The sequence below is a fragment of the Mesocryomonas lacus genome (assembly GCF_055730105.2).
The window spans coordinates 216,812-230,330 of the sequence record NZ_JBUZWF020000001.1; the positions used below are offsets into that span (position 1 = coordinate 216,812).

At 67.5% G+C, this 13,519-nt stretch carries 13 protein-coding genes; 7 read left to right on the forward strand and 6 right to left on the reverse strand.

What is annotated here, in order from left to right; all coding sequences use genetic code 11:
• Nucleotides 1–55: 55 nt before the first annotated feature.
• The 4 genes from ACZLZQ_RS00955 to ACZLZQ_RS00970 all read right to left on the reverse strand — a co-directional run bounded on the left by ACZLZQ_RS00955 (nt 56) and on the right by ACZLZQ_RS00970 (nt 4,740).
• Nucleotides 56–2,320 carry a xanthine dehydrogenase family protein molybdopterin-binding subunit gene (locus tag ACZLZQ_RS00955; protein WP_472947673.1) on the reverse strand — a complete coding sequence of 755 codons (2,265 nt, stop codon included), beginning with the start codon at nt 2,318–2,320 and terminating at the stop codon, nt 56–58.
• Nucleotides 2,320–2,811, reverse strand: a complete 492-nt coding sequence (locus ACZLZQ_RS00960) for a (2Fe-2S)-binding protein (protein ID WP_472934786.1) — start codon at nt 2,809–2,811, stop codon at nt 2,320–2,322. Before ACZLZQ_RS00960 ends, ACZLZQ_RS00955 begins: the two co-directional genes overlap by 1 nt.
• Entirely contained in the window at nt 2,805–4,202 is a 1,398-nt protein-coding gene (locus tag ACZLZQ_RS00965; RefSeq protein ID WP_472947674.1) for a c-type cytochrome, read from the reverse strand. The genes ACZLZQ_RS00960 and ACZLZQ_RS00965 overlap by 7 nt, the downstream gene beginning before the upstream one ends.
• A 241-nt stretch (nt 4,203–4,443) precedes the next feature.
• Nucleotides 4,444–4,740 carry a hypothetical protein gene (locus tag ACZLZQ_RS00970; RefSeq protein WP_472947675.1) on the reverse strand — a complete coding sequence of 99 codons (297 nt, stop codon included), beginning with the start codon at nt 4,738–4,740 and terminating at the stop codon, nt 4,444–4,446.
• Nucleotides 4,741–4,997: 257 nt separating this feature from the next.
• Here ACZLZQ_RS00970 and ACZLZQ_RS00975 point away from each other — a divergent pair, with 257 nt between their 5' ends.
• On the forward strand, nt 4,998–5,513 hold the full coding sequence (locus ACZLZQ_RS00975) for a hypothetical protein (protein WP_472947676.1): 516 nt from the start codon (nt 4,998–5,000) through the stop codon (nt 5,511–5,513).
• 33 nt (nt 5,514–5,546) lie between these two features.
• Here ACZLZQ_RS00975 and ACZLZQ_RS00980 read toward each other — a convergent pair whose 3' ends face one another.
• Nucleotides 5,547–6,326, reverse strand: coding sequence for a transporter substrate-binding domain-containing protein (locus ACZLZQ_RS00980; RefSeq protein WP_472947678.1), 780 nt, complete (start codon nt 6,324–6,326; stop codon nt 5,547–5,549).
• Between the two features lie 111 nt (nt 6,327–6,437).
• Nucleotides 6,438–7,766 carry an aminotransferase-like domain-containing protein gene (locus ACZLZQ_RS00985; protein ID WP_472947679.1) on the reverse strand — a complete coding sequence of 443 codons (1,329 nt, stop codon included), beginning with the start codon at nt 7,764–7,766 and terminating at the stop codon, nt 6,438–6,440.
• A gap of 104 nt (nt 7,767–7,870) precedes the next feature.
• Between ACZLZQ_RS00985 and ACZLZQ_RS00990 the strand changes: the two genes are divergently transcribed.
• From ACZLZQ_RS00990 to ACZLZQ_RS01015, 6 genes are read left to right on the forward strand one after another with little or no spacing between them, the layout of a single operon-like run.
• Complete coding sequence (locus ACZLZQ_RS00990) at nt 7,871–8,845, forward strand: substrate-binding domain-containing protein (RefSeq protein WP_472947681.1); 975 nt, start codon at nt 7,871–7,873, stop codon at nt 8,843–8,845.
• Nucleotides 8,842–9,630, forward strand: coding sequence for a deaminated glutathione amidase (locus ACZLZQ_RS00995; RefSeq protein WP_472947682.1), 789 nt, complete (start codon nt 8,842–8,844; stop codon nt 9,628–9,630). The genes ACZLZQ_RS00990 and ACZLZQ_RS00995 overlap by 4 nt, the downstream gene beginning before the upstream one ends.
• 40 nt (nt 9,631–9,670) lie before the next feature.
• Nucleotides 9,671–10,561, forward strand: a complete 891-nt coding sequence (locus ACZLZQ_RS01000; protein ID WP_472947683.1) for an ABC transporter substrate-binding protein — start codon at nt 9,671–9,673, stop codon at nt 10,559–10,561.
• Nucleotides 10,558–11,517, forward strand: coding sequence for an amino acid ABC transporter permease (locus ACZLZQ_RS01005; protein ID WP_472947684.1), 960 nt, complete (start codon nt 10,558–10,560; stop codon nt 11,515–11,517). The genes ACZLZQ_RS01000 and ACZLZQ_RS01005 overlap by 4 nt, the downstream gene beginning before the upstream one ends.
• The gene (locus ACZLZQ_RS01010) at nt 11,514–12,290 is read left to right on the forward strand and encodes an amino acid ABC transporter ATP-binding protein (RefSeq protein ID WP_472947685.1); all 777 of its coding nucleotides are present in this window, start codon (nt 11,514–11,516) and stop codon (nt 12,288–12,290) included. Before ACZLZQ_RS01005 ends, ACZLZQ_RS01010 begins: the two co-directional genes overlap by 4 nt.
• 14 nt (nt 12,291–12,304) lie before the next feature.
• A complete protein-coding gene (locus ACZLZQ_RS01015; protein ID WP_472947686.1) occupies nt 12,305–13,495 on the forward strand; it encodes a M20 aminoacylase family protein in 1,191 nt (396 codons plus the stop codon).
• Nucleotides 13,496–13,519 lie beyond the last annotated feature (24 nt).

The window sequence follows — 13,519 nt, forward strand, 5'->3', positions numbered from 1 at the left end:
CCCGCGCCGCCGACAGTCATCGCCCGATCAAACCGGCGGCATTCCGGCGCGACCCTCAGGCCTCCCGCCGGCAGGCCGCGCGCACCCGCTCGCGGTTGAGCGGCAAATCGTAAATGCGGCGCCCGGTCGCGTGGGTGACGGCATTTGCGAGCGCAGCGCCGCCCGGCCCTTGCCCGCATTCGCCGGCGCCAAGGAAGGGCGTGCCCGGCCGCGGCATGATCTCGACGTCGACCGAGGCCGGCAAGGCGTCGAACCGGAGGATCGGGTAGGTCGACCAGTCGACGCTCGTCACCCTCGTATCGTCGAAGGTGACGCCCTCGTATAGCGTCCAGCTGGCCGCCTGGACGATGCCGCCTTGCACCTGGTTGCGCACGCCATCGGGGTTGACGATCTCGCCGGCATCGACCGCGGCGTTCGCCCGCAGCATCCGGACCCGGCCGGTATCGGGCTCGACCACCACCTCCATCGCCACAGCGCAGTAGGCGGCAAGGTTCTTGTAGCGGGCGAAGGCGAAGCCATAGCCATGGTTCTGCGGCGGCTTTTGCCCGGCCTTCCAGCCGAACTTCTCGGCGGCCAGCGAGACGACGTCGCGGGCCCGCGGATCCTGAAGGTGACGCAGGCGGTATTCCACCGGATCGGCGTTCGCGGAGGCAGCGAGATCATCCATGAAGTTCTCGATCGAGAAGACGTTCATGTAGGCGCCGAGCCCCCTGAGCGCCGAGACCCGCAGCGGCATTTCGGTCAGGAAATGCCAGACCACGTTTCGGTGGGGGAAGGCGTAGAGCGGGTTGGAGTTGCGGTCGCCATTGCCCTCGGGCGTGATCTGCAGTTTCGGCGGGTTCGGCGTAAACGGTGTCGCAATGTGCTGCGCCGCTAGGAGCGCGCCCGCCGTTCCCGGCCGGGAATTGTGCGTGCTGCTCCAGACCTCGTAGGTCCAGTCGACGACCGAACCCTGATCGTCCAGTCCGGCTTGGACCTTCGTCACCATGCCCGGCGAGAACGGCTCCCAGGCATGTTCCTGCTCACGCATCCACTGCAGCCGCACCGGCCGCCCCGGCAGCGCCTGCGCCAGGAGCGCGGCATCGGCGGCCGCATCGTCTGCGCCGTTGTGGCCGTAGCAGCCCGAGCCCTCGGCATGGATGCAGCGCACCTTGTCCATCTCGACGCCCAGCATCTCGGCAATCGCCTTCTGGTCGGGATAGACCCCTTGTGTGTGCGTCCAGACCGTCGTCACGCCGTCGGCGAGCACGGCCAGCGCGCAGGATGGCCCGATCGAGCCGTGCAGCTGGTAAGGCCGCGTGAATGTCGCCTCCTGCCGGCGAACGCCCGGGGTGGGCTGGCCCTCGTCGGCAACGATGCCGTCCTCGTGCGGCATCGCCATCAAGGTAGCCGGAAGCGTCGCGATCGCCGGCAGGCCCGGCCGCTCGTCCCAGACGACGAGGGTCGAGAGCGTGCGCATGGCCTTGATCGCCTGCCATTCCCGCTCGGCCAGGACGCCAATGAAGTTGCCGTTGCGAATGACCTTGAGGACGCCCGGCAGCGCCTCGACGGGCGCGAGATCGGCGCTTCGAATGACCGCGCCGGGGCTCGGCGGCCGGACGACGCGGCCGTGGACCATTCCTTCCGGGCGCATGTCCTGGACATAGGCGGCGCCGCCGGTGACCTTGCCCGGAATGTCGATGCGCTGGCGCGGCTTGCCCATCTCGCGAAAGCTGGCCGCCGGCTTCAGTCGCGACGTCGGCTGGGCGCGGACATGGATGAGCTCGGCCGAGACCAGCTCGCCATAGCCGAGCCGCCGCCCGTCGGGCGACAGCACTGCGCCGGCCTCGGCGCGCAGGCCCTCGACCGGCAGCGACAGGCGCAGTGCCGCCTGGCCGAGGAGGATCTCGCGCACCTGCGCGGCCGCATTGCGCACCGCGGTGCCGCTGTCCTGCACCGAATGGCTGCCGGCGGTGAACCCCTCGTTCGGGCTGCGCGCGGTATCGGGACCAACGAGCGTCAGCTGCTCGAACGGCACCTCCAGCTCCTCGGCGGCGATCTGCAGGATGGCGGTCTTAATGCCTTGCCCGAGCTCGGCCTTGCCCGTGAACACCGTTACCGTCCCGTCGGCGTCGACCCGGATCCAGGAATCGAGGTCGGGCGTCGTCTTGAGACTTCCCGGCAGGTCCGGGGCGGCTTCCGGCGTCGCCTCGAAATTCTGCGTCTCGTCGCCGGCCTTCTCGGCCGTCTGCGCCAGCGCGCCGCTGGAAAAGCTGAGGACAAGAGCGCCGCTGCCCATGAGCAAGGTGCGGCGGTTGATGCCAGTGGACGACGTCGCCATCAGCTCGCGCTCCCCGTCTGCTTCGGCGAGGCGATCTGCATCAGCGCCCCCGCCCGCTTGATGGCCGCGACGATCCGCATGTGGGTCCCGCAGCGGCAGAGGTTCGGCTCCATGTGCGCGCGGATGTCCGCCTCGGAAGACGCCGGATTGCGCTGCAGCAGGACTTGGGCCCGCATCATCATGCCGGGGATGCAGTAGCCGCACTGTGCCGCCTGTTCCTCGATGAAGGCCTGCTGCATCGGGCCGGGCGCGTCGACCGTGCCGAGGCCCTCGACCGTCGTCACCTGCCGGCCGTCCAGCAGCATCACCGGCACGACGCAGGACAGCACCGCCTCGCCATCGACCATCACCGTGCACGCGCCACACTGGCCGAGACCGCAGCCATATTTGGCGGCGTTGAGCTGGAGCTCGTCGCGCAGGACGTAGAGGAGCGGGGTATCGGGCTCCGACGTAATCTGGTGCGACCGGCCGTTGACGGTGAGGGCTACCATGCTGTTTCTCGTCTCGTCGGGTTGGCGGGGGCGGACGAGGTGCCGTCGGAGGCGCGCAGCTGCGTGTCCGCATGGCCCGCCCGGATCTCGGCGACGGCGGCCTTCACGTCCGTCCAGGCCGGCTGGTCGCTGAACGTCTTGCGGATGTAGTCGAGCAAAGCGGCCATCTGGTCGTCGTCGAGGGAGCCAGCAAAGCCCGGCATCATCGGCCCCGCCTCGCCCTCTGCGGCGGGAAGGCCGTAGAGGACGACGTTGATCGGGTTCTGCGGGCTTGGCCCGTAGACCGCGGTGCTGAAGCGCAGCGGCAGGCCGCCATAGGGCACGGGGCGCCCCGCATCATGGCAACTGGAGCACGCGGCAGCGTAGATCACCGCACCCGGATCGCTCGCCTTGGCGGCCGGCGGAACGGACTGGCTGCCGGCGGACTGCGTCTGCACCGGCGGCGGAGAGGCAAGCGCCTTCAGCGCTTCAGCCTCCGCCGTCTTTTCCGGCGATGGTTCTCCCATCACCGAGGCGACGTAGGTGGCGATCGCCCGGACATCCTCGGGCGATGCGGAGGCGAGATTGCCGGTGACCGGCGCCATCGAGCCGCGCGAGACGCCATGCTGCGCCTCCCAGCCGGTCGAGAGATAGTGTGTCAGGCTGTCGACGGTCCACGGGATCGGCGCGGGCGATGCGCCGTTCAGCGCATAGGCGGTCCAGCCCTCAGCCTCGCCGCCGGCGAAATGCGCATCGGCCTTTTCGGCGCCGAGGAGGTTGCGCGGGGTATGGCAGGCGCCGCAATGGCCGAGGCCCTCGGCGAGATAGGCGCCGCGGTTCCAGACGGCGTCGCGGGCGGGATCGTTCTCGTAGGGGCCCTTGTCAAGGAAGAGCAAATTCCAGCCGGCCATCGCGAGCCGGATGTTGAACGGGAACGGCATCTCGTTGGCGGGCGTCTCCGCCGCCACCGGCGTGCGGGTCATCAGGTAGGCGTAGAGCGCGCGGTTGTCCGCGTCGGTGACCTTGGTGAAATGATCGAACGGAAAGGCGGGATAGAGGTGACGGCCCTCGCGGTCGACGCCCTCGCGCATGGCGCGGCCGAAGGCTGCCTCCGACCAGCGGCCGATGCCGGTAGCGGGGTCCGGCGTGATGTTGGTGGCGTAGATCGTGCCGAAAGGCGTCGGCAGCGCGAGGCCACCCGCAAAAACCTCGCCGCCGGGCTTGGTGTGGCAGACGATGCAGTTGCCGATGGCGGCAAGCTGCTCGCCCTGGCGGATGACGGCGGCGTCGAACGCCCCGACCGCTGGAGGCTCGGCTGCCGCGATCTCGGCGCGCCAGGCCAGGGCGCCGAAACCGGAAGCACCCGCGGCGAGAACCAGCGCGACGCCGACGAGAATGCGTTGAAGCCTCATGCGTCTTTCACCAATCGATCGCCCCCCGTTTCGGCGCTGCCGTCCACCTCTTCCGAGGGCAGGCGGAACCGGACGGACGCGCCCGGATGAATGGCGCGACCATGAGGAAACTTCTCGAATGATGGCAAGGGCTTGACGGACACTTTTAGAAGAGCGGCCACCGTCTTGGCAGATGCGGCGCACCGGCTCGGTGCCGTGCGCGGCCTTGCCTGCAGCGCAAGGCCGCGCGGTTACGGGTCCGTCAGCGCGGCTTGGCGGGAAGACGACGGCGCGTCACGGCGAACACGAGGGCGAAGGCAGCAAAACCGGCCACCGCCCACTTGACCGGCAGCACATCCGCCGTCTCCGAGCGGACCGGCAGCATGGTGACCGAGCCGCGGCCGTCCTCGACGCCGAGCTTGCCCTCCGCCTTCGCCGCCGCGATGGCCGCCGGCGACACCACCCACTCCGCATCCCGGGAACGATCGAAGGCCATGTAGCCACCGCCGACGATCACGGCGGCGACGAGGGCGAGGACGAGCCGGGGAAGGAGGGACATGGTAATGCCTTTCAACAGGGAATGCGATGGTCGGCGGGAGTATGACGGCGCAGGACCGCCACGGCCTTTGCGGCCTTCGCGGAGAGCCGCCACCGCCTCCTAGGGGGCGGAGGCCGGGTTTCAAAGCACCGTCGTCCACCGCCTCGCACCATCCACAGCACTTGTATGCCCACAGCACTTGTATGCAAAGCTTAGGGGCGCGATCATCGAAAGGGCCGCTCGCACCCCGGCACTCCGGCCTGAAAGACAGCCAGCCCATGTTCCCTCGCACGCCCCACCGCTTCCTCCGCTGCAGCGTCGTCATCCTCCTGCTATTTGCCACCCCGACGCTCGTGCGGGCTGACGACTTTCCCGCGGGCGCCGAGACCGCCGCAACGCTGCATCCGAGCCAACTGATGCTGAAAGCGCCGCCGCTGATGGCGGCCGGGCAGCAGAAGGAGGCGAGCTTCTGGTATTATGCCGGGCAGCTGCGCTGGCGCACGCGCCTTGCCGCCGATCCCGGCCAGGATCCGACGGGCGAGCCCGCCTTGTTCGCGTCGCTGATCGAGACGATCGGGCCGTCCGTCAACGGCTGGGCTTTCGGCGATACTCACGAGCTCGGGCAGACCATCGACGCGGTGCTGGCGTGGGACGAAGCCTATCCCGACCCATCGCTTCCGGCCGCCCCGAGGGCCACCACCCGCGCCGGACTGGTCAAGCTTCGCGACCAGATCAGCCGAGAAACCGACGCGATCCGTGCCGAGCGCACCGCCAACGGGCTGGACAACCGGTAGGGCATCGCAGCCCGCCAGCGGAGGCCTCGGCTCTTACTTCATGTTGGACTGGAAGATCTTGTCGAACTCGCCGCTCGCCTTGGCGAGATGCAGCCACTGGTCGACATAGGCCTTGAAGACGACGTCGCCGCGCGGCAGCAGGAAGCCCATCTCGCCGTACTGCAGCGGCTTGTCGGGGTTCACCGCGCAAAGCCCGTCATGCAGCTTTTCCTGCAGCTTCACCTCGACGGATTCAGCCACCATCACGTCGGCGCGGCCTTCGAGGATCTCCTTGAAGATCACGCGGTTGTCGGGAAACAGCTGGATCTGAGTTTTGCCAAGGCTGGCCCGCGCGAACTTCTCGTTGGTGCCGCCCGGATTGACGATGACGCGGGTCTCCGGCTGGTCGATGGCCTCGACCGTCTGGTACTTCTGGAGATCGCCGCAGCGCACGATCGGTGCCTTGCCGTTGACGAGGTACATCTCGCTGAAGAAGGCGTCGCGCTGGCGCGCCAGCGTCACCGAGATGCCGCCCATGGCGATGTCGCACTTGGCCTTGAAGTCGGCCATCAGGTCCGACCACTTGGTCTGGATGAACACCGGCTCGGCCTCCAGGGACTTGGCCAGCGAACGGCCGAGATCGATGTCGATCCCGACGAAGTCATTGGCGCCGTCGGGACGGTAGGAGAACGGCCGATAGTCGCCGGTGGTGCAAATGTTCAGCACCTTGCGGCCGGCGACGTCGTCGAGCCGGGAGGCGGTCTCCGCGGCCGTCGCAGGCCAGGATGAAACGACGGCCAGCGCCGCCAGCACGACCCGCATTTTCAACGCCATCGCCACCATTCCTTATTGTCTCAGGCCCAGAGCATTCTCGCCCGCAGCAACCTAGACGGCAGGCGATGCAGCCAACAAGCGGGATCGCCGGCGTCGCATGGCTTTCCTCATCTATTCCACCGAACAGGCCAGGGCGAGCGCCTCCGCCACCTCCTCGCATCGGTCCGTCAGGCTGCCCGTCGCGATCCGGATGCTGCTGATCGGAAGCACCGAGAACTTCGTGCCGGGATGCACCGCGATGCCCCGCGCCGCCAGCGTGACCAAGGCGAACGGCTCCGACGGCACCTGAAGCCAGACACAGAGCCCTCCTCCCTCCGCGACCGGCACGTGCCGCCGGCGGAGCGCGTCAGCGAGAGCGTCGCGCCGTTGCTGGTAGAGGCCTCGCGCTTGCGCCAGCGCATCGGCAATGGCGGGCTCACGCATCAGCCAGGCACCAGCCGCCTGCAGGACCCGGCTTGTCCAGCCGGCGCTGAAGCTGCGGTAGGACTGGATCTGCTCGACGATGACGGCAGAGCCTGAGAGCACCGCCAGGCGCAGATCGGGACCCAGCGTCTTCGAATAGGAGAGAATGTGAACCACCCTGTCGGGAAAGCGGCCGCCGAGCGACTGCCGCGGCGCACTTGAGATATCGGCGACCCCGTCGTCCTCGATGATCAGCGTGTCGCTGCCGTCGAGCACGTCGCCGAGCGCGGCGAGGCGCGCCGCTCCGACGGTCCTGCCGGTAACCGAATGCAACCGGGGCTGGAACAGGAAGGCCGCCGGCTTGCGCGACAGGGCATCGGCGAGCGAGGCCGGCAATGGCCCCTCCGCATCGCATTCCACCGGCAGGATGTGAACGCCGAGATCCTCGAGAATATCGAGCAGCCGCATGGCCGTCGGATCCTCGATGGCAACGAGCGATCCCGGCACGACCAGCGCATGAAGCAGAGCGTAGACAGCATTGTAGCCGCCATTCGTCGCCAGGAATGCCCCCGGCTCGTAGGGCCATGTCGGTCGAACCGCGTCCTCCAGCTCCGGCAGGATACGGATGCGGTCGTAACTGTTGAGGTTCTCGGCCGAGGCGCCGTAGGCGAGAGCATCCGCGAGCGGCGGCAGCAGGCGGACGTCGGGAACGGCCTTCGACAGATCGAGCACGTCGGCGCCGTAATGTCCCGAGCTTGCCAGCCGCTCGGGCTTGGCGCCGTAGCGATCGCCGCTGACGAAGGTGCCGTTCCGGCCGCGACCGGAGATGATCTTCTGGCGCCGCAACTCGCTCCAAGCCTCCGAGATCGTCGCCGGGCTGACCCCCAACACGAAGGCGAGCGCACGGATCGGCGGCAGCTTGGTGCCGACCGGCAGTGATCCCATCCGGATCAGTGCGCTGGTCTCGCGCGAGATCCCGCGCATCGTCCTGTTGCCTATCTTTTCCGCAAACCAGGCGGCGGAACCGACATCGCTCATTTTGTTCGCTCTTTCGAATGTTCAGGTACGTAATAGCATTTGTACGGGGAGGTCTGAACATTTATCACAAGCGTGGCGCGAATATTGCGGGAGCAGGTAAGTGTATGGCTCTAAAGCTTAGATTGGCCGTCCGGGACTGGGACTACCTTACCCCTCTGGCGCTGGGGGACGTCGCCTCTGCGCGACTCGACCTCACCGTCAATCGCGTCGGCACCTTGATCGCCCATGTCGGCAAGGACCCGACCTACGACGCTGCCGAAACCTCCTTTAGCCGCTACGCCCAGCTGCGCGCCGACGGCGACGACAGCGTTTTCGGCATTCCGAACTTCATCATGCGCGGCTTCCGCCACCGCTGCATCATCACCGCGAAGTCGAGCGGCATCACCACGCTCGGCCAGCTCGCCGGCAAGCGCATCGGCGTCACCGGCTGGCGGGACTCGGGCAACACCTGGACACGGGCGGCCTTGCGCCGCGAGGGCGTCGGCGTCGACGACGCGCTCTGGTTTGCCGGCCGCCTGACCGCCGCGCATCCCATCACGGATCGCCTCGATGGTTTCGGTCGCCCCGGACGTATCGAGGCCATGCCAAGCGAGCGCCCGATGATGGAAGCCCTGGAGGACGGTTCGCTGGATGCGGTGTTCACGCCGTTCATGCCAGACGGCTTCTTCGACGAGGGCTCGAAGTTCCGGCAGGTCGTGGAAGACTTCCGTGGCGCCGAGATCGATTACTTCAGGGATGTCGGCTATGTCCCGGGCATGCATCTGATCGGGCTCAAGGCCGGGATCGCGGACGAACACCCTTGGCTTGCCGAGGAGCTGAGCACGCTGATCGACGAGTCGCAGCGCGTCTGGCTGCAGAAGCGCCGCAAGTATGCCGATACCACGCCTTGGATGATCGACGAGCTCCGCCGCGTCTCGCGCGACTTGCCGGAAGACTGGAACGCCAACGGCCTGGTGGCGAACGACCGGATGATCCGCGACTTCGCCGAGGAGCTCCATGTCCAGGAAATCCTGCCGAAACGGCTGTCGCCCGGCGATCTCTTCCCTGGTGTCTCGGCCTTCGCGGCGGTGCCGGCATGAGGGTCGCCCTCGGCCAGTTCGCGGTCGCCAAGGTCTGGCAGGAGAATGCCGACACCTGCGTGCGGCTGATCTCCGAAGCCGTCGCCGGCGGGGCCGACCTCCTGGTGCTGCCGGAGGGCATCCTCGCCCGCGACATCACCGACCCCGCGCTGGTGCGCAAGTCCGCCCAGACGCTCGATGGCCCGTTCATGGCGCAACTGCTCGCGGCCAGCCGCGGCCAGAGCCTGACGATCATGATGTGCGTGCATGTCCCGACGGACGGCGAGCGGGTACACAACAACCTCGTCACCCTTCGCGACGGCGCCATCGTCTCGCAGTACCACAAGCTCCACCTTTACGACGCCTTCACCGGGCGCGAGTCGACCAACGTCGTGCCCGGTGATGCGGTGCCGGACCTTATCGACGTTGACGGGCTGAAGCTCGGCCCGATGACCTGCTACGATCTGCGCTTTCCCGAGCTTGCCCGCCGCCTCGCCGTCGACGGCGCCGACGTCCTGGTGCTGCCGGCCGCCTGGGTAAAGGGTCCAGGCAAGGAGGCGCACTGGGACGTTCTCGTGACGGCGCGCGCCCTCGACAACACCTGCTACGTCGTCGCCGTCGGCGAATGCGGCGAGCGCAACATCGGCGCCAGCATGGTGGTCGACCCGCTCGGCGTCGCCGTCGTCAAGGCCGGCGAAGGGCCTTGCCTGGTCTTCGCCGAGATCGACCCGGCCCGCATCGCTCATGCCCGCGCCGTTCTGCCGGTCCTCGCCAACCGCCGGTTCGTCCGGCCGGAACTCGCCTGAACCATCCACACGCCCGTCATCTAAATCCTAGGGGAACAGCATGCCCATGAAGCTCATCGCCTCCGCCGCCCTCCTCGCCACGCTGCTGACGGGCACCGCCTCCGCACAGGAGGCAGCGATCGCCAAGCAGGAGGTCAACGAGGCCCTGCGCGCCCGGCTGCCCGCGGAAATCCAGAAGGCGGGCACCATGATCTCGGTCACGAACGGCTCCTTCCCGCCCTATGAGATCGTTTCCGCCAACGGCATGACCGGCGCCAGCGCCGATCTGTCCGACGCCATCGGCGAACTCCTGGGCATCAAGATCACCCATGCGACCGTCGGCGGCCTGCCGGCCCTCCTGTCGGGCGTGAACTCCGGCCGCTACCAGTTCGCCTTCGGCCCGACCGGCGACTTCGTCTCCCGCCAGGAGGCCAATGACTTCGTCGACTGGGTGCAGGAATACGTCGTCTTCGCCGTGCACAAGGGCAATCCGGAGGGCATCGTCTCGCTGGACACCGCCTGCGGCAAGCGGATTGCGGTCATGGCCGGCGGCTCCGCCGAAAAGGTGATCAAGGGCCAGACAACGAAGTGCGTGGCGGACGGCAAGGAAGCCATCGAGGTCCAGTCCTTCTCCGACCAGCCGACGTCGATCCTTGCGGTCCGCTCCAAGCGCTCGGACGCCTTCTTTTCGTCGCAGGCGCCGCTGACCTACTTCGTCGAACAGGCGAATGGCCAGCTGGAGCTTTCCGGCGTCGGCGAAAAGAATGGCTTCGAGAACCTCTACCAGGGCGCCGTCGTGCCCAAGGGTTCCGAATTCGGCGGCATCCTGCGCGACGGCCTCCAGATCCTGATGGACAACGGCACCTATGCCGCGGTCATGAAGAAATGGGGCCTGGGCAACAACATGATCGAGAAGGCCGGCATCAACCTCGCCGGCAAGTCGCCACAGTGAGTGGGGGGACCACCGTTCCGGCCCCGCCATCCGGCAGCACGAGAGACGGCCTGCGCGACGTCGCGACGGCACACCGACCGTTTCGGACAGACCGGCTGGTCCTCTGGGGGCTGACGCTCCTCATCGCGGCGAACTTCGCCTGGATCGTCGCCAACAACGACAATTTCGGCTGGCCAATCGTCCTGTCCTACCTCACCGAGGAAACGGTCCTGCGCGGCCTCACCGTCACTCTCTGGCTGACGGTCGTCGCCATGGCGCTCGGCACCGCCCTCGGATTGCTGCTCGCCATCGCCCGCATGTCCAACGACAAGCTGGCGAGCACGCTGGCCGGCCTGTTCATCTGGTTCTTCCGCGGCACGCCGCTCCTGGTCCAGCTGATCTTCTGGTACAACATGTCGACCCTGTTCCCGGAGATCTCGATCGCGATCCCGTTCGGCCCGACGCTCGCCAGCTGGAACACCAACGACCTCATCACCCCCATCACCGCGGCCATCGTCGGCCTCGCGCTTAACGAGGCGGCCTACATGGCCGAGATCATCCGCGGTGGCCTTCTCTCGGTGGACAAGGGGCAAGTCGAGACCGCGGCCGCCTTCGGCATGACGCGCGGCCGCGCCTTGCGCCGCATCATCATCCCCCAGGCCATGCGCTCGATCGTGCCGCCGACCGGCAACCAGCTGATCTCCATGGTCAAGGCGACCTCGCTGGTCAGCGTCATCGCCATGGCGGACCTGCTCTATTCCGTGCAGACCATCTACAACTCGACCTTCGAGGTCATGCCGATGCTGCTGGTGGCGGTGACCTGGTATCTTGTCATCACCTCCGTGCTGAACGTCGGCCAAGGCTTCATCGAGCGCTATTACGGCCGCGGTGAACGCAACTCGGCGCCGGCGGCGAAGAAGCCGAAGGCCGAGGCCGTCGCACCCGCTTTGGCTGCAGCAGAGGAGCCGAGCCGATGAGCGAGACCTCGACGCGTCCGCTGGTGGAAGCCCGCAACGTCCACAAGGCCTTCGACCATCTCGAGGTGCTCAAAGGCATCGATCTCGACGTGGCGCCCGGCGAGGTCGTCGTCGTGCTCGGCCCGTCGGGCTCCGGCAAGTCCACCTTCCTGCGCTGCATCAACCATCTGGAATCGATCGACCAGGGCTCGATCGCCGTCGACGGCGAGCAGATCGGCTATCGTCTGAAGGACGACCGACTGAACAAGCTGTCGGAGCGGGCGATCACCGTGCAGCGGCGCAAGATCGGCATGGTTTTCCAGCAGTTCAATCTCTACCCGCACATGACCGCGCTGCAGAACATCATCGAGGCGCCGATCGGCGTGCACGGCGTTCCACGCAAGGAAGCAACGGCCTTTGGGCGCGAACTCCTCGCCCGCGTCGGCCTCTCGGAGAAGGCGGACAGCTATCCGCGCCAGCTCTCCGGCGGGCAGCAGCAGCGCGTGGCCATCGCCCGGGCGCTGGCGATCAAGCCAAAGCTCATGCTGTTCGACGAGCCGACCTCGGCGCTCGATCCCGAACTCGTCGGCGAAGTGCTGGCGACGATGCGCGATCTTGCCAAGGAGGGGTTGACGATGATCGTCGTCACGCACGAGATCGGCTTTGCCCGCGAGGCGGCGGATCGCGTCGTCTTCATGGACGGCGGCCATATCGTCGAACAGGGCAGGCCCGAGGACGTTCTCGGCAATCCGCAGCATCCGCGGACGCGGGCTTTTCTCGGACGCTTCATTTGAGAGACAGAGACCTTATGACCGCCAGCAACGATTTCGCCCGCCTTGCCGATTTCGAGGCGGCGCTGCCCGAGATGACGGCGACGCGCCGGCACCTGCATGCGCATCCCGAGCTCTCCTTCGAAGAGGCGGAGACGGCGCGATTCGTGGCGGAGAAGCTCGAGGGCTGGGGTTTTGAGGTCACCCGCAATGTCGGTGGGCACGGTGTCGTCGCCCGGATGAGCGTCGGGGCCGGCACGCGCAGCATCGCCATCCGCGCCGACATGGACGCCCTGCCGATCACCGAACAGACCGGCGCGCCCTATGCCAGCACCGCGCCGGGCAAGATGCACGCCTGCGGGCACGACGGCCACACCACGATGCTGCTCGGCGCGGCCGAGTATCTCGCGCGCACCCGGCGCTTCAGCGGGACCGTGAACCTGATCTTCCAGCCGGCGGAGGAGGCTGGCGTCATCAGCGGGGCCCAGGCGATGATCGCCGATGGCCTGTTCGAGCGCTTTCCGTGCGATGCCATTTTCGGCCTGCACAACCATCCCGGCGTCCCGACGGGGAGCTTCATGACCCGCCCCGGCCCGATCATGGCGGCGGCCGATACGGTGACCATTACGGTGCGCGGCAAGGGCGGCCACGCCTCGCGCCCGCATTTGACGGTCGACCCGATCGTCGTCACCTGCAGCCTGGTGATGGCGCTGCAGACCGTCGTCTCCCGCAACATCGACCCGACCCAGACCGCCGTCGTCACCGTCGGCACCATCCATGCCGGCGAGGCGTCCAACGTCATTCCCGCCACCGCGGTGATCCAGGTCAGCGTCCGCTCGTTCGAGCCGGCGATCCGCGACATCCTGGAACAGCGCATCCGCAAGCTGACCGAGGCGCATGTTGACGGCTACGGCGCGACGGCGGAGATCGACTACGTCCGCGGCTATCCCGTCGTGGTCAATTCCGAGGCGGAGACGGAGTTTGCCCGCAGCGTCGTCGAGGAACTCGTCGGGGCGGAGAACGTCTCGACCTGTCCGCTCATCCCCGGCAGCGAGGATTTCGCCTATTTCCTAGAGCACCGACCCGGCTCTTTCCTGCGGCTCGGCAATGGCGTCGACTCGCCGATCCTGCACAGTGCGACCTACGACTTCGCCGATGCCAGCCTCACGGCTGGCGCCGCCGCCTGGGCACGCCTGACCGAGCGCTACCTCGAGGCCGACGCGGCCTGAACCGCGGGAGGATGACGGCGATCA